Annotated in this window: 15 protein-coding genes; 6 read left to right on the top strand and 9 right to left on the bottom strand. The window is 65.1% G+C overall.

All coding sequences use genetic code 11. From position 1 onward, the window contains the following. Positions 1 to 11: 11 nt before the first annotated feature. Positions 12 to 560, bottom strand: a complete 549-nt coding sequence (locus RBH22_RS07070) for a hypothetical protein (RefSeq protein ID WP_306676997.1) — start codon at positions 558 to 560, stop codon at positions 12 to 14. A gap of 3 nt (positions 561 to 563) precedes the next feature. Continuing rightward, complete coding sequence (locus tag RBH22_RS07065; RefSeq protein WP_199723068.1) at positions 564 to 1,301, bottom strand: thioredoxin domain-containing protein; 738 nt, start codon at positions 1,299 to 1,301, stop codon at positions 564 to 566. A gap of 136 nt (positions 1,302 to 1,437) precedes the next feature. On the opposite strand from RBH22_RS07065, the gene RBH22_RS07060 reads away from it, so the two are divergent. Next, positions 1,438 to 2,346, top strand: coding sequence for an AEC family transporter (locus RBH22_RS07060; RefSeq protein ID WP_306676996.1), 909 nt, complete (start codon positions 1,438 to 1,440; stop codon positions 2,344 to 2,346). A 79-nt stretch (positions 2,347 to 2,425) separates the two neighbouring features. On the opposite strand, the gene RBH22_RS07055 is transcribed toward RBH22_RS07060, so the two are convergent. Further along, complete coding sequence (locus tag RBH22_RS07055; protein ID WP_306676995.1) at positions 2,426 to 3,265, bottom strand: CDP-alcohol phosphatidyltransferase family protein; 840 nt, start codon at positions 3,263 to 3,265, stop codon at positions 2,426 to 2,428. Continuing rightward, entirely contained in the window at positions 3,262 to 5,349 is a 2,088-nt protein-coding gene (locus RBH22_RS07050; protein WP_306676994.1) for an aldo/keto reductase, read from the bottom strand. Before RBH22_RS07050 ends, RBH22_RS07055 begins: the two co-directional genes overlap by 4 nt. 138 nt (positions 5,350 to 5,487) lie before the next feature. On the opposite strand from RBH22_RS07050, the gene RBH22_RS07045 reads away from it, so the two are divergent. Both RBH22_RS07045 and RBH22_RS07040 read left to right on the top strand, forming a co-directional pair. Further along, positions 5,488 to 6,630, top strand: coding sequence for a glycosyltransferase (locus RBH22_RS07045; protein WP_256290778.1), 1,143 nt, complete (start codon positions 5,488 to 5,490; stop codon positions 6,628 to 6,630). 26 nt (positions 6,631 to 6,656) lie between these two features. Then, the gene (locus RBH22_RS07040; protein ID WP_121570110.1) at positions 6,657 to 7,055 is read left to right on the top strand and encodes a hypothetical protein; all 399 of its coding nucleotides are present in this window, start codon (positions 6,657 to 6,659) and stop codon (positions 7,053 to 7,055) included. On the opposite strand, the gene eif1A is transcribed toward RBH22_RS07040, so the two are convergent. The 3 genes from eif1A to RBH22_RS07025 form a co-directional block, all read right to left on the bottom strand. After that, a complete protein-coding gene (gene eif1A / locus RBH22_RS07035) occupies positions 7,056 to 7,340 on the bottom strand; it encodes a translation initiation factor eIF-1A (protein WP_121570109.1) in 285 nt (94 codons plus the stop codon). Between the two features lie 80 nt (positions 7,341 to 7,420). Further along, positions 7,421 to 9,925 carry a methyl-accepting chemotaxis protein gene (locus RBH22_RS07030; RefSeq protein ID WP_306676993.1) on the bottom strand — a complete coding sequence of 835 codons (2,505 nt, stop codon included), beginning with the start codon at positions 9,923 to 9,925 and terminating at the stop codon, positions 7,421 to 7,423. A 451-nt stretch (positions 9,926 to 10,376) separates the two neighbouring features. Further along, a complete protein-coding gene (locus tag RBH22_RS07025; RefSeq protein ID WP_121570107.1) occupies positions 10,377 to 11,030 on the bottom strand; it encodes an AIM24 family protein in 654 nt (217 codons plus the stop codon). A gap of 142 nt (positions 11,031 to 11,172) precedes the next feature. Between RBH22_RS07025 and RBH22_RS07020 the strand changes: the two genes are divergently transcribed. Further along, positions 11,173 to 12,384 carry an amino acid permease gene (locus RBH22_RS07020; RefSeq protein ID WP_306676992.1) on the top strand — a complete coding sequence of 404 codons (1,212 nt, stop codon included), beginning with the start codon at positions 11,173 to 11,175 and terminating at the stop codon, positions 12,382 to 12,384. 6 nt (positions 12,385 to 12,390) lie between these two features. Here RBH22_RS07020 and RBH22_RS07015 read toward each other — a convergent pair whose 3' ends face one another. Together RBH22_RS07015 and RBH22_RS07010 are read right to left on the bottom strand one after the other, a co-directional pair. Beyond that, on the bottom strand, positions 12,391 to 13,401 hold the full coding sequence (locus tag RBH22_RS07015) for an aldo/keto reductase (protein ID WP_306676991.1): 1,011 nt from the start codon (positions 13,399 to 13,401) through the stop codon (positions 12,391 to 12,393). A 62-nt stretch (positions 13,402 to 13,463) separates the two neighbouring features. Continuing rightward, positions 13,464 to 14,942, bottom strand: a complete 1,479-nt coding sequence (locus RBH22_RS07010) for an AMP phosphorylase (RefSeq protein ID WP_306676990.1) — start codon at positions 14,940 to 14,942, stop codon at positions 13,464 to 13,466. 207 nt (positions 14,943 to 15,149) lie between these two features. On the opposite strand from RBH22_RS07010, the gene RBH22_RS07005 reads away from it, so the two are divergent. Together RBH22_RS07005 and RBH22_RS07000 are read left to right on the top strand one after the other, a co-directional pair. Further along, the gene (locus tag RBH22_RS07005; RefSeq protein WP_158599357.1) at positions 15,150 to 15,323 is read left to right on the top strand and encodes a hypothetical protein; all 174 of its coding nucleotides are present in this window, start codon (positions 15,150 to 15,152) and stop codon (positions 15,321 to 15,323) included. Between the two features lies 1 nt (position 15,324). Further along, a complete protein-coding gene (locus tag RBH22_RS07000; protein WP_306676989.1) occupies positions 15,325 to 15,681 on the top strand; it encodes a hypothetical protein in 357 nt (118 codons plus the stop codon). The last annotated feature ends 407 nt before the right edge of the window (positions 15,682 to 16,088 follow it).

Raw genomic sequence — 16,088 nt, 5'->3', positions numbered from 1 at the left:
CGACGCCCGCGTTATTCTGACCCCGACGCAGCAGGGATCGAGCACTGCCGCGGATCGCCGATCCGCGAGAGGTAGCCGAGAAGGAGGACGAGACCGCCCAGACGGAGCAGATTCCCGTGAAACGGCAACGTCGCGAGGGCGCCAACGAAGCCGAGAAGTCCGAGGACGCCGGCCCCACAGCTGGCACAGCCCGACGCGACGAGCCCCGGGAGGACGCTCGACAGCCCGCGAGCGCCGCGGACGCCGACGTAGCGAACGCGCCCGATCGCAGTCGTGAGCGCGATCCCGGTCACGACGGCGTAGACGACGATCAAGCCGAGTCCGAGCGCGCCGATCGTTTGGTAGGTGTTCGCGGTGAGCGCGAGCAGCGCGTCGTCGGCGTACGCGAGGTCGGCCCCGAGCATCTGCATCGTATATGTCGGAAACGAACTCAACACGAGCAGGCAGTACGTCGCGGCCGCGACGGCGACCGTCCCGACCGTTCGCGCGGTGGACGTGAACGGATACGCCATCGCGGCGACGAATCGGCCGAGATGCGTGTCTTGTGGTGTCTCGGACATTTGTTAGGCGTTTCTGACCTTCGAGATGGCTTCGTCGAAGCGTTCGTACGGCTGTGCGCCGACCATCTGTCCCGCCGCGTTCGTCTGTCGGTTGTAGACGATGAACGCGGGCGAGCCCTGGATCCCGTACTGTCTGGCCTGCTGGACGTCCGTCTCGATGGACGCCTCGATATCGTCGCGGCGCTCGCGCATACACGCGTCGACGGCGTCGGCGTCGATCCCGTCGACCTCTCGGGTGATGTCGAGGAGGTTCGCCCGCGACGCCCACTCGGAGTTCGAAGACGACTGCGCGTCGAAGACGGCCGAGTGCCACTCCCAGTAGCGGGCGGGCGTCTCCTCGCGGACGGTTCGCCAGACGCAGCGGTCCATCACGGCGGCCGTCATCGACGCCTCGCCGAGATAGGGATACTCGATGAACACGAACCGGATCGAGCCCGTCTCGATGTGGTTCTCGATCAGATCCGGCAGCGTATTTTGCTCGAAGCGCCGACAGAACGGGCACTGGTAGTCGCTCCAGTAGTACATATCGACCGACGCGTTCGACTCACCCATCACCGGGTGCCCCTGGAGGTCGATACCGAATCCGGTAGTCTCTGAACTACTGTAGAGCGGAACGTCGGGCGGCGGCGACGACGCCGAATCGAGACGCGACGCCCCGTAGACGACGCCGCCGCCGGCGAGAATCGTCCCGATCCCGCCGAGGAGGGCGCGCCGCGTGGTCGGAGAGTCTGGCAGATCCATACTGCCAGTTCGGAGGACGAGGCATAAATCGCGTACGGCAATGTGCTGAGTCTGCAAACGAGGCACGCAAGGGATTGACAGGGCAACGGACGGTCGAGTCGAACAGCGTAAAACGCTCTGTGGACTCGACCTTCGTATGGAGGTCCTCGGCCGACTGCTCGGACTGCTCGCGCTCCTCCTGGTCGGGACCGGACTGCGTTTGTCGGGCGTCCTCGACACTCATCGGACGCAGCGTCTCAACGACCTCGCCTACTACGTCGCGTTGCCGGCGCTCATCTTCGTCTCGACGTACGACCGCGCGATCGACGAACTGCTCACGCCGGGACTGGTCGCCGGCTTGCTCGCAGTACTCTTCGCGACCGCCGGGGTCGCGTGGGGGCTCCACCGAAGGCGGTCCGCAGGCGGCCGCCAGAGCGTCGCCATCGTGCAGTCGTATCACTCGAACATCGGCTATCTGGGACTCCCGCTCGTCGCGGCGACGTTCGACGAACAGGTCACCGCGATCGCGAGCGTCGTCCTCGGCGTGATGTCGCTGACGCAGGTGCCGCTCACTGTCGTCGTCCTCACCGCGATCAACGAGGCGGACGCCTCCCTCGGCGACGAACTGAACCGCCTCATCCGCAATCCCGTCCTCGCGACGCTCATCGCGGGGCTGACGATCGGATCGCTCGGACTGCCGGTTCCAGCGACCGTCACCGCCGGCCTCGACGTGCTCGGGACGCTCGCGCTGCCGATCGCACTCCTGTGTGTCGGTGCGTCGCTGCAGATCGATATGCCCAACGTCGATCTCGGCGCGACCGGGAGCGTCGTCGCACTGAAGATCGCACTGATGCCGGCGCTCGGTTGGCTCGTCTTCTCGCTGCTGCCGGTCGAGGCCGCCACGTTCACGGCCGCGATCGTGATGCTCGGAACCCCGACCGCGGTGTCGACGTACGTGTTCGCGACGGAACTCGGCGGCGACGCGGAGTTCGCCTCGCTGAACGTGTTTCTCACGACGCTCGCGTCGGTCGGCTCGCTGTTCGTGCTCATCCGGGCCGTCGGATAGCGTAGCGCCGCATCGCTATAGTAGCGTTGGCAAGTCTTCACGCACCGAATCGCACGCAGTCGTGCGATTGGCTGTGTGATCAGTTGCAAACGCTACTATAGATAGCGCCGCGTGGCAGCCGCCCGGAAACGACCAGGTAATCCCGGACGAAGACGGCGAGCGAGGGCGCGAGAACGGCCGCCGCGAGTGGACGGACGAGCGCGAACGAGAGCAGCGGCGAGAGCGCGAGCGTGATAAACGCCATCTGGAGACCCGCGAGCGGCCGGCGAACGACGCTGTCGGGGAGGTCGTAAACGGGCTGGCCGCGCCGACGACGCAGTCCGCGACCGAGTTTGAACAGATATCGCGCCGCCGACAGCGACAGGTACCAGATCGGGAGTTGTCCCCACAGTACCGCGACGACGGGCGCGACGAGGAAGCCCGTCGTGTCGAACGCCATATCGAGTTTCGCGCCGAGCAGGGTCGTCCGGCCGGTCCGCCGAGCGAGGAAGCCGTCGACGAAGTCAAGCGCACAGCCGGCGCCGTAGAGGAGCGCCGGCAGCCACGCGACCTGTGGCGTGGACGAGACCGCGCCGAAGCCAGCGAGCGCCGCGAACAGCACGCCGCGGGCGAGCGTCACGAGGTTCGGCGCACCGAGCGACTCGTACACTGATTCCCTGCCTGCGGTTTCGTCAGGTCGATTCGCGTCCAGGTGCCGGTAAGTGAACCACAGTTCGAAGCCCGCGATGGTCGACGCGGGGACGACCCACTGGATCGCGGCCGGCGGAAGCGCAGCGAGCGGCGCCGCCAACAACACTGCCGCGTCTTCGATACCGAGTGCGAGCGCCGCTGCGCCGCCGGCGGTGAGGACGACGGTCGTCACGGCGACCGCAGCCCACTCGCGCTGGAGCGCCGCCGGGACCGTCCGCGCGTCAGTCACCGTTCGAACTCCGGATCTTCGAGCGTCGCCAGGCGGTCGCGGTCGGCGTCGGTGAGCCGGAGCCGCGCGGCCGCGAGGTTGGCGGCGACGTGGTCGGGGTCGTTGCTGGCGGGGATCGGGACGACGCCGCGGTCGACGTGGTATGCGATGGCGACTGCTGCGGGCGAGACGTCGTGTTCGTCCGCAATTTCGGCGAGAACGGGCTCGTCGAGCAGTCCCGGCGCGGACAGCGGCGAGTGCGCGAGTACCCGGATGCCGCGGGCGTGACACGCCTCGATCAGGTCGGTGCGGGGGCGATACGGGTGCGATTCGACCTGTACGATGGCTGGGGGCACACGCGCGAATCCGAGGATGGTCTCCAGTTGGGGGAGCGAAACGTTGCAGACGCCGAGCGATCGGGTGAGACCACGGTCGTAGAGGGCCTCCATCCGTTCCCACGTCTCCGTGAGCGACACGTCGGCGGTTTCGGGAGCCCCGTCGGCGTCGGTCGGGAACGTCAGCGCTTCCTGTTCGGCCGGCGGCAGCGACGCGAGGTCCGAGAGCGGCCCCTGATAGGCCCACGCGTCGGGCCAGTGAAGCAGATACGCGTCAAGTGCGTCGATACCGAGTTCCGCGAGCGTTCCCTCGCAGGCCTCCGCGACGTGCTCGTGATTCGTGTTCCAGACCTTGCTGAGGAGAAAGAGCCCCTCGCGGTCGGGCGCGCCGGGCGAGTCGAGAAGGTCGCCGATCCGCGATTCGTTGCCGTACAGCTCGGCCGAATCGAACAGCCGGTAGCCCGCATCAAGCGCGGTCGCGATCGACTCGATTCGATCGACGTACTCGCCGTCGCGGTAGCGAGAACAGCCGAAGCCGACCGGCGGCAGTCGAATCGCGGCGTCACGGGTCGTCGGGGACGAGTCGGAGTCAGCCTGTCGGAATCCGGGAGTCAGAGCGTCAGTGCGCCGCGTCCCAGACGTCGAAGCGTCAGCGCGTCGCGGCCCGGACATTGAATCGAGAGCGCCCGCGTGGCGCGCGATCGGCCGGACCGGCGGAGCCGAGAGTGCCTCGGTCTCGGGAGGCGCGGTCCACTCGCCCGCGACGGGAATCGGGCCGCCGTCCTCGGCCGCGCGCTCGATGGCGTTACAGACAGCCACCACGTGAGCGGCACGACGGGCCCCTGCAGTCGAGCGGTCGCCGCGTTCGACACCCGCAGCGAGCCGTTCCGGCCCCGCGAGGTACCGCCGTTCTCGACGGGGTGACGGGTGCGGGGCCGCGACGTAGGAGCGACCCGCGCCACCGACGGAGACGGTGCCGCGCTCGGCGGCGAGCGCGCCGCTGTCTGCGAGATACAGCGAGCCGTCGTCGCCGTGGAGTTCGAGGCTGTTGAACTCGCGGCTTCGATGGGGCGCATACAGGCTCGCAGTGAGGCGGATCACGGGACCGGACTCGAAGGCGACCGTCGCCTCGACGTGCGCCGGTCGGGAGGGTTCGCGCTCCTCACGGTCGGGCCAGACGTCGAGTGCGTCGGCGCGCCGAACGCGCTCGACTGGACCGAACCAGGACACCAGGAGCGACAGCGGATAGACGGCACCGTCGTACAGCGGGCCGACAGCGAGAAACGAACCGGGCGAGTCGTGCCACTCGGTCACGCGCCCGACGTGGGCGTGGGCGTACCCCAGTCGGATCGGCCCGAAACGGCCGTCGCCGAGGAGCGACCGGGCGTGACGCTGGGCGTCACAGCGGTGATTGATCGGCGCACAGCCGAGCGCCACCTCTCGCTCCGCGGCCATCGCCACGAGGTCGGCGGCGCGGTCGGCGTCGAGTGCGAGCGGTTTCTCGCTGAAGACGTGACGATCTGCGCGGAGGCAGTGTTCCGTCACGTCGGCGTGGGCGGCGTGGCTCGTGAGGTTCACGACGAGCGGCACTGACTCGGCGGCGAGCAACTCTCCGACGTCGGCGTACGGCGTGGCTCCGTGGACGCTCGCCAGCGTTTCGGCCCGGGAGTAATCGAGATCGCAGACGGCGGCTAGCTCCAGTGACGACTCCGCGAGACCAGCGGCGTACTTTCGAGCGACTGCGCCGGCGCCGACGAACGCGCACTCCATCGACGGCCGTTCGGAGGGAGGGGTCAAAAGCGCGCTGGCGATTCGACGGGCGGCAGCGGGAACTGGGCCGCCCAGCAGGCGGCCGGAAACGGTACTTCGGCCCAACGGATTATAACGGAAGCCGAGCCAAGGTGGCCTATGGCCCGGATCGCCGTCCTGCACAACACGCTCGACTTCCAGGGCGGTGCCGACGTCGTCTGTCTGTCCGTCTGTGCGGCACTCCAGCGCGATCACGACGTCACGCTGTATACGCTCTCGGAGACGGCCCCGAGAGCGCTCGCAGAGCGGTTCGAGATCGATCTCGACGCGGACGCGCTCGACGTGCGGGTGCCGCGCGGGGGCGTCACCGTCGCGCGCACCCTATCGGCCGCCGCACCGGCGATCGGTCCACAGCTCGCGTTTCGGAGCGTGCTGCTGCGTGCGGTCTTCGAGCGCGACGCGGCGCAGTTCGGTCTCGCTGTCAGCACCGCGAACGAACTGTCGCTGTCGATCCCGTCGGTCCAGTACGTACACTACCCGCAGTTCGGCGCACACCGATCGAGAGATGCGGCTGCGGGCCCGCTCGACCGGCTCTGGAGCTATCTCGCCGGCCCCGAACGCGCGGGGCTCGTCGACCGAGAGCGTGCAGCGTTCGCCGGCAACGTGACGCTGCTCGCGAACTCGGCGTGGACGGCCGACGTCGTCGCCGATCGCTACGGCGTCACGCCGACCGTCCTCCACCCGCCGGTCGATCCCATCGACGCCGACCGCGACTGGCACGGCCGGGAGGACGGCGTCGTCGTGGTCGGCCGGCTCGCCCCCGACAAGCGGGCGTTGGCGGCAATTCGGGTCGTCGACGGCGTCCGCGAGCGGGGCCGCGACCTGCATCTCCACATTGTTGGGTCCGCACCGCGCGCCTATCGGCAGTACGCCAGGCGGGTCGCGGCCGCCGCGGCCGAGCGGCCGTACGTCACCGTCGAACGCGACGCGTCCAGAGAGCGGCTCGAATCGTTGCTGGGGACGCACAAGTACGGGCTGAACCTCAAACCCGAGGAGCACTTCGGGATGTCCGTCGCGGAGTACGTCGCCGCCGGAATGGTCGCGTTCGCCCCCGATAGCGGCGGACAGCGGGAGATCCTGGACGAGCGCGACGATCGGCTGTTCGGGTCGGAAACTGAGGCAGTCGACCTGCTCGTCGCCGCGGCCGACGTCGACGACCCGCCAGCGCTGCCAGCAGATCGCTTCGCTGCAGCCCGATTCCGTGGTGAAATCCGCCGTGTCGTCGACCGAGCCCTACATTGAAGTCCATCTGCGACCATTGTGAAGGTATGGCAACACAAACAGCGGGAGCGACTTCACTACACACCGACTCGCTCACCGGTATGCACTGGCTCGGCATCGGACTGGCTGCGGTGACCGGCCTGCTCCACCTAGCGCTGGGTGTGGCGTTCCTCGCCTCCGATTCGCTGACGAATCCGCTCGCCTGGTCGTTCATCATCGCCGGCATCGGCTTCGCGGGCGGCATCGCGGCCGTATTGACGGACTTCCATCGACGGCAGATGTATCTGCTCGGCATTCCGTTCACCGCAGGACAGATCGTCGCGTGGTACTTCGTCAACGCCCCGGACTTCTCACCGCCGGGACTGTTCGATAAAGTCGTTCAGTTACTGTTGATCGCCGTCCTGGTCGTGCTGTATCGCCGACCGGAATCGGCGCCAGGGCGGTAACTACTCGATGTGGCCTTCTTCGCGGAGCTGCTCGGCGTCCTGCTCGGAGTAGCGCCACTCGATGTTGGCCTTCTCGTCCTGCCAGTCCCAGGGTTCGACGAGGACGACGTCGCCCTCGTTGATCCACGTTCGGTACTTCATTCGGCCGGGAATCCGGCCCATCCGATTCTCACCGTCGGCACAGCGAACGCGAACGTGGTTGCCACCGTTGTGTTCGGTGACGACAGCAAACAGCTCCTCTCCGTGGGGCATCCGTAGGTTGCGACGCCCTGATTCTTCAGTCACAACGGAGGTACGACGGGAGGACGGATAAATTACCGGTTCCAGTGTGCGAAGTGCTACACTGCAGGGTGGGATGAGCTACCTTACCGGTCGTCGACCGCTCCGGCAGAGAAGTCGAACCCGCCGTCGGACACCGCTGGATCGGCGCCACCCCCCGCCGACTCGTCAGTCCCGGCCGACGTCGCGTCTGTGATGCGAGCCGAGACGTCGGCGTCCCCGGCGCTGCTGTCGCCCCGTTCGTCACCGATAGTGAACTGCGAGAGCAGGTGCTGGAGTTCGTCGGCCTCCTGTGCGAGCGTCTGGGTGCTCTGTGCGACCTGCGTGAGCGAGGAAGCCTGCTCCTCGGCAGCCGCGGAGACGTTGGCGGACTCTCCGCTCACCTGTTCGGCCCGCTCGGCGACGTCGTCGATCATACTCGCGACTTCCTCTGTCGAGGCCGCCTGGTCGTCGGTGGCGTCGCTGATCTCCTGGATGCTTCGGTTCACTTCCTCGACGTTCGCGGCGATGGCGTCCAGAGAGTCCAGCGCATCCTCGATCGTCTCCGTCCCCGAGGTGACGCGCTCACCCATCTGTTGGATGTCCGTCACCGCATTCGTGGTCGAAGACTGAATGCCGTCGATGAGCGTTTCGACTTCGTCAGTGGCGTCGTCGACCTCGCCGGCCAACTGCTTGATCTCGTCGGCGACGACGGCGAAGCCCTCGCCGGCCTCGCCGGCCCGCGCGGCCTCGATCGACGCGTTCAGCGCCAGCAGGTTGGTCTGTTCTGCGATGTCTGTGATGAGTTCGACGACGTCGCTGATCTCCGCAATCTCGTCGGCGAGCGACTCGATCTCCTCGATCGTCTCCTCGGACTTGGACTCGATCGCGCTCATCTCTTCGACGGCTTCGACGGCGGCCTCCTGGCCCTCCTGGCCGAGGTCGGCCGTCTGCTGTGACGTCGCAGAGATTTCGTTCGCCGAGGAGGCGACCTCCTCGATCGTCCCCGAGAGGTTCTGGGTCTCGCTCGCGACTTCGTTGAGATTCTCCGACTGCGCCTCGGCGTCTGCGGAGATCTCCTGAATCGACTGACTGACCTGTTCGCTGGCGCTCTGGCTCTCTTCGGTGCCAGCGGTGACTTCCTCGCTGGAGGTCGCAACCGCGTCGGCGAACGAGCGAATCTGTGCGAAGGTGTCTTCTAGATCCGCCATCATCGCGTTGAACGTCTCTGCGATGTCGCTCATCGACTCGTTGCGGCTCTGGGGGTCCATTCGTCGCGTGAGATCGCCCTCGGCGGCGTCCTCCATCACCTGCTGGTACGCCGTCGCTTTCGCTTCGAGGTGCGTGTTGAGTTCGTTCGCCTGCGAACGCGCCGATTCGGCGTCCTCAAGCGCGTCGACCACGTTGGTCTTCATCGACTGGACGGCCTCGGTCGCCATCTGAGTCTCCGTGCTGTACTCGGAGATTCGGATCTCTCGGTCCATATCGCCGTCCGCCACGGCGTTCGCGTCGGTCGCGAGCCGTTTTATCGGCCGGGAGAGGCGACGAGAGATGAAGGTGCCGCCGATGAGTACGCCGAGAGCGGCGATTCCGGCGATGCCGAGGATCGATTTCGTGAGCGTCCGTGAGGCCGCGACCATCTCCGCTTGCGGGACGGCCTGCAGGACGTAGTACTCGATGCCGCTGGCGAGCTGGACACGCTGGTACTGCGCGATCCAAGTGTGGCCGTTCCGCTCGAAGCTAACCGAACCGGACGCACCCTGCACAGCGTCCATCGGGACCGTCAGATTGCCCGCGATCGACGTGTTGAACGCGCGCTCGGAGTCGCGGCCGTTCGCGACGTACGCCGCGCCGATGTTCTCACCCTCGGCGTTCGTGTACGCCGGGTCGACCATCATTCCGTACCCGGAGCCGTTAGTTCCGAGGCTACGGACGGGTTGGGTGATCTGTGTCGCCTCGTAGTTGATGATCACGAGGCCGACACGTTCGCCGTCGACAACCAGCGGGGTGGCATACCGGATCGCCGGCGAGTCCGTCGCGCGGGCGATATTGATCGACGAGACGTACACGCCGTCGCTTTCGACAGTCTGCTCGACGACGATGTCTTCGAACCACTGTTTGTCGCCTTTGTAGTCCGACGCGTCCTCCTCGCCGAGTTTATAGCCCGAGAGGACGTTGCCGTCCTTCCAGAACACGCGGATCATATCGATATTCGGGTTCTGTGAGGCGACTTTCGCGAAGAACTGCTGGGTGTTCTGATACGACTGCGTATCGCCCAGTAGCTGTGGGTAGACTTCCCCCCGTTCGAATGCGTCAGTGCGGCCGTCGATAGTGTCATTCTGATACCGATGCCGCGCCAACTCCCGGACGTACGGGTTCGTCGCGACCACCCGCACCTGTCGCTTGTAGAACTCAGAGCGCGTCTGGAGGTTGTTCGAGACGCCCTCTAACTGCTTTTGCTGCGCAGTCGTGGATTTCTCCGCCAGTGCGTCCGATGCCTGCGTGTGAGCGATCGCAGTCGTCGCGCCCAGCGGAAGGAGACTCGCGACGAGGATGACCAGAACGATTTTGAACTCGAATCGGTTGGTGATACCGCGAACCTTATCGCGCATTCTCTATCTGATTCCTCGGAAAGAGCGCTGTGCTCTGGATGGTTGCACGTCGATTCATTTTCGAACTGTGAGGCTTGGCACCGACGACATCCCCTGCAACGTCGCCGGCCGCCGACTGCAAGTCGAACCAGGCCGGATGGCTCCCCCAAACCTCGCTGTCGCCGTTTCGAGACACGATAATAGGAAGGGAAAGGTACCTCTATTTATCAGTTGATCCCTGGTTACAGACTTTGATAATTTTGAGAGTGGTGCGGAAATCTGACACAACAGGTCGGAGGGCCCGATATTCAGGGCAATGGAAAGCGCAGGCGGACACGGATCTCACGACTGACTCGGAAGGAAATCAACTCCGATAGCCAGACCCGGCAGTCAAGAGGGGGTTGTCGAAGCAGTCGAAGCGTGCTACAAGAGAAATCGATCGCGGGCGAGAGACCGGGGCTTCGGGCAGTCGTTACAGTTCTTCGTACGGCTGGACGACGACGAAGCCGTCCGGCCCCTCGAAGTTCATCTGATACCGTTCGCCCGATTCCTGCCCGACCATATCCGAGAGGCTCCGGTTCACCTGCACGTTCGGGGACGTTTTGCTCCACGCGACCGTCGCGCTCGGGTCGGTGGCGACCGGCGGTTCGAGCACGATCGGGTCACCGTGCGTCGTGATCGCGACGTAACCCGGTCCCTGGAGGAAGACGTTGGTGAAACCGCCAGCGAGCGACCCGGCGAGGCTGTCGATCGTGCTGATCTCGTAGGAGACGCGCGACTCGAACGCGAGGACGTCCTCGCCGTTCACAGTGATCGCGTCGTCGTCGTCCAGTTCGAGTACCTGGACCTTCTTCTGGCTGTCTGCGAGGTAGACGTGGCCGTCGCCCTCGACGGTCATCACGGGCGTACCTTCGCCGGACGCGGCCTCCTTGAGGAAGCCCGTGATGCCGCCCTCGGCGGAGGCGCGGCCGGTGAACGAGAGATCGCCAGTGTAGGCGACCATCGATCCGGCTTTCGCCATCACGTCGTCGTCGACGGTGACATCGAGCGTGTAGCTGTTTTCGAGTTGGAACCGTTCGTCGGACGTTTCGGGGACGTGTTCGGATTTGAATTGTTCGACGTTCATCGAATCACTGAGCCGAGTTCAGGGCGGCTCAGGTTCGATGTTGACTCGATGGCAAAAGAAGGTACGGGAAATCGGGGGAAGCGACGGAAACGGCGTGGTGCGGCAGCGTGTTTTATACATTGGGGGAATGACATAACAACCGATGTCAGAGCTACGTCGGGAACTCGGCCTCTCGGAGACGGTCGTGTACGGCGTCGGGTTGATCCTCGGCGCCGGGATCTACGCGATTCTCGGCGAAGCGACGGGCGTGACCGGCGGGTCGATCGTCTTCTCGTTCTTGCTCGCTGCCGTGATCGCCGCGCTGACGGGATTGAGTTACGCCGAACTCGCCTCGCTCTTTCCGAAGGCCGAAGGCGACTACATCTACGCCCGTGAAGCGTTCGATCGCGAGTTCGTCTCCGACGTCACGGCGGCAGGGCGGCTGTTTATGGGCGTCATCTCCTCGGCGGCGGTCGCGCTGGCGTTCTCGGGCTATCTCTCGAGTTTCGTCGAAATCCCGGCAGTGCCAGTTGCCGTACTCTTGGTCCTCGTGATGGCCGCGGTCAACTACTGGGGGATCGAACTCTCGACGAAGATCAACGTCGTCTTCACCGGCATCGAGGTGCTGGGGCTGCTGATCATCATCTGGATCGCGCGGGGCTCTTGGGGAGATGCGCAGGTGTTTCAGGCGCCTAACGGGCTGTTCGGCGTCGTCCAGGCGTCGTTCCTGATATTCTTCGCGTATCTCGGCTTCGGCTCGATCGTGAACCTCTCTGAGGAGACCGAGAACGCGACGGTGACTATTCCGCGCGCGATCGTCCTCGCGATCGGCATCACGACGGTACTCTACGTCCTTGTCGGCCTGTCGGCCGTCTCCCTGGTCGACTGGCAGGTGCTCGGCCGCTCTACGTCGCCGCTCGCGGAGGTCGCTCAGGCCGGCTGGGGACCTGTCGGCTCGACGGTGCTTGCGGTCATCGCGCTCTTTTCGACGACGAACACGGTGTTGATCCTCCAAATATCGACGTCGCGGCTGCTCTACGGCGTCTCGAAGTCCGAGTATCAAGTGTTCCCCGAGGTCTTCTCGCGCGTTCATCCCGACCGGCAGACGCCCCACTACGCGGTCGGAGTGGTCGGCCTCGGCACGATCCCGTTCGTCTTCCTCGGCGACATCGGCCTCGTTGCGGGACTGGCGAACGTGATGCTGCTCGTCGTCTTCGTGATCGTGAACGCGGCGCTGCTGAAACTTCGGTATTCGCGGCCCGAGGCCGAACGGGGATTTCGGACGCCGTTCAACGTCGGAAAGCTGTCGTTGACCGCCGTCGGCGGACTCCTGTCGAGTCTCGGGCTGATCGTCTTCTACATCACGACCTGGTAGGTCCGCTCACAGGCCAGCGTACGGGCCGGGTTTCGCCGTGGTCAGTCGATCGACCTGGTCGGGCGAGAGATCGATCGACGCGGCGGCGAGGTTCTCGGTGAGTTGCTCGACCGTCCGCGCCCCGACGATGGGCGCGGTGACGCCGTCGCGGTGCATCAGCCACGCGAGTGCCGTCTGTGCCGGCGTCGCGCCGATCTCCTCGGCGACGGCGTCGAGTTCGTCGTGCACGTCGAAGTTCGTCTCGGTGAGGTACGTCTGGCGGAATCGGCTCGATTCGGCCGACCGCGACTCGCCTGTGAGCCCCTCTTCTCGGGTGTACTTGCCCGTCAGGAAGCCCTGCCCGAGCGGACTCCACGGACAGATCGCCGCGCCGTAAGAGCGCGCCATCTCCAGGTAGTCACCCTCGATCTCGCGGTCGACGAGGTTGTACCGCGGCTGAAGGACGGTGAACGGCTCCCAACCCTCCGCGCGGGCGATCTCGTTCGCCTTCGAGACCTTCCAGGCGTTCGGTCGCATCGTCGACGCGCCGAGGTAGTGGACTTTGCCATCCTCGACGAGACCGTTCAGCGTCTTCAGCAGCTCTCGGGTCGGCGTGTCGTCGTCCCAGCGGTGGATGTACAGCACGTCGACGTAGTCGGTGTCGAGTCGGTCGAGGAGGGCGTCGATCCGGTGGCGGACGTTTTTACGGTTCGTCCCCCGGCTGTTGGGGTCACCCGCGCGGATCTGCCAGTAGATCTTCGAGGCGATAGTGAAGCGTTCGCGGTCCCGTTCGGCGAGCCAGTCGCCGATCCACCGCTCGCTCGCGCCACCGCCGTAGACGTCCGCGGTGTCGATGAATCGCCCGCCGGCGGCTTCGTAGGCGTCCAGTAGTTCGTGCGCGCGGTCCGCGTCGATTTCGACGTTCCCTTCTTCGGTCTCTTTGCCGAAGCGCCACGTGCCGAACTGGAGTTCGCTCGTCTGCAAGCCGGTGTCGCCGAGTGGGACGAAATCCAGGTCGATGTCTTCGAGAGCACTCATACCCGACGATGATTGCGGTGCGGCGGATAAAAGCGCTCGTACCGAGATCGCGACCGGGGGCGCTACATCTGTTCGATGAGCGCCTCGTCGGGCGGGAGCACACGGACTGGCTTCCGCTGGGTTGCGAACGACAGCGCCTGGTCGAGTTTCTCCTCTTTCTCGGCGTAAACCGTCAAGAGCGGATCCCCCTCCTGGACCTCGTCGCCGACGCGGTGCTCGAGACGCACACCGGCGCGGTGGTCTTTCGGGGCCCCGGCCCGCCGCGCGAGTTCGTTCACGTGGCGGTTGTCGACGTGCGTGATGACGCCGCTCCGACCGGCGAGGACCGTCGAATCGTGTGCCCCCGGTTCGAGGTCCTCGACTGCGACGTCGGGATCGCCGTTCTGTGCGGCGACGATCTCGCGGAACTTCGCGGCCGCCCGTCCCGACTCGACGATGTCGACCGCCGTCTCGTCGAGGCTTGCCGCGTCGAGGAGGACCTGTGCGAGGCGCTCGCTCTTCACGCGGAGGTCCGGCGGGCCGGAGCCTTCGAGTACCGACAGGACGTCGCGGGCTTCGAGCGTGGGCCCGATCCCGCGCCCGATCGGCTGTTCGCCGCGCGTGATCGTACAGTCGATCTCCATCCCGAGGTTCGTGCCCACGTGACTGAAGTCCTCGGCCATCTCGCGCGCCTCCGAGAGGCTCTCGACTTTTGCGCCTTCACCGTACGGGATGTCGATGACGACGTTCGTCGCGCCGGCGCTCTTCTTCTTCGAGAGGACGGAAGCGATGACCTGTCCCGGGGGATCGAGCGACAGCGGCGTCTCCGCGCGGATGATCTTGTCGTCGACGGGCGAGAGGTTGACCGCGCCGCCCCAGACGACACAGCCGTTCGTCTCGCCGACGATCGACTTGATCTCTGTGACCGAAAAGTCGACGTCGCAGAACACCTCCATCGTGTCGGCGGTTCCCGCCGCTGACGTCACCGCCCGAGAGGAGGTCTTCGGGATCGTGAGCCCCGCAGCGGCGACGATCGCGACGACGATGGGCGTGACCCGATTCCCCGCCACGCCGCCGATCGAGTGCTTGTCGACGACCAGGTCGCGGTTCCACTCGATCGTCTCGCCGACGTCAACCATCGCATTCGTGAGACACATCGTCTCCTCGCGAGAGAGGCCGTGGGTGTAGACTGCCGAGACGAACGCGCTCAGTTCGACGTCGTTCAGGCGGTCGTTGTTGATGTCGCGGACGACAGCGTCGAGTTCGCCCATCTCGAGTTCGACGTCGTCGAGTTTCTTCATCAGGTACGCAACGGAGTCCGGCCGCGGCGCGATCGACACTTCCACGGCGCCGGTAATGTGGCCGAGCGGGCGCGTCACACCGAGCGATCCCGGATCGACGAGTTCGTCAGTGACCTCGACGATTCCGGTCGTGACCCGCCCGTCGTGTCGGATTCGGATCCGATCGAGCGGGTGCACACCCAGTTCGCTCGCGTCGATCGAGTTGAGCAAGACCGTGGGAGACCGCGTGCCGATGTCGATTTCGTCGGCGGTGAGTTCCATACCCCCAATTTGCGTACCGGACTGTAATAGCGTGGGGCTCCCGCGTCTCGATCGGAATGTCTCCAAGCGAGATGATAAATCGCTAATTGGTGTATCAGATTACCCTTTCGGGAGTATCTGATCTCCCGCTCGAGAGGTTCGTCCGCGTAGTGGCAGTTCTGTTATCGAGAGTAAACTTTTCACCGCGGCGACCGTCGGTCGGTACGTATGACCGCGGACGAGACCTGCGAAACGCACGCCTGGGCCTCGGTCGGAGTGGTAAACCGCGAGGGGTCGATCGGCAGGGTGTGGAAGTGCGAACGGTGTCCAGCGTGGTCGGTCGAGCCGTTCGACCCCGACCACGAAACGCCCTGGGTAGACACCTGGCTGGCCGAGCGTTGAGATGGCAGTCGCAGGCGACCTCCTGACGCAGGTCTCGATCGGGGCGGTCGCGCTGTACACGCTCGTGACGGCAGCGAGTCGCGCGATCGACCGATTACTCGCGCTCGCCGAATACTACGACGTCGACGAGGTTCTCGTGGGGCTGACTATTCTCGCACTCGGAACGAGCCTACCGGAGATCAGTGCACACCTCATCGCCTCGCGGGGGATTCTCTCGGGTGTGCTCGACTATCAGGTCACCTCGGCGGTCGTCCTGTGGGACCTGCCGTTCAAGATCGCCGCCTGGGTGGGACTGCTCGGGAGGAAGATCTACCGACCAGGCGGCGACCTCACGCGGACCGAAGCGGCTATCTGTTAGGTCTGTACTTCGCCTTCGTTGTGGGGCGACTGTTGTGTTTTCCTGGCCAGTGATCGGCGGCGGTGGACACGGCCTCCGATTCGGAACGTGGGGGAGACAATGTAACCCCCAACAGTGAATGAACGTCTCCCTGCTCACTCGTCGTACGCAGTCACGACGTGAACACGTCGGGTGCAACAATTACAGTCCGTAACGATTCACAGTCAGCGAAACAGTTCACGACCTGCAGTCGTCGTATGCATTCAGTGAGAGAACCCATAACAGACATCCAGAAACAACATCCATTGTTGATGTTCACTGTGTTAATTCATTGTATGTGTTCACTACTGAATTTCATTGAACACATTCTCGAATGCAGTTCAGTGTCTACGTTCATCAAATACAAGGAAGACGTGTATTCAGTAACT

The sequence above is a fragment of the Halobellus sp. H-GB7 genome, from assembly GCF_030848585.1.
In the GTDB taxonomy this organism is placed as follows: Archaea; Halobacteriota; Halobacteria; order Halobacteriales; family Haloferacaceae; genus Haloquadratum; species Haloquadratum inordinatus.
The sequence above is the reverse complement of the archived record's forward strand: the minus strand, read 5'-3'. Positions and strand labels throughout refer to the sequence as shown.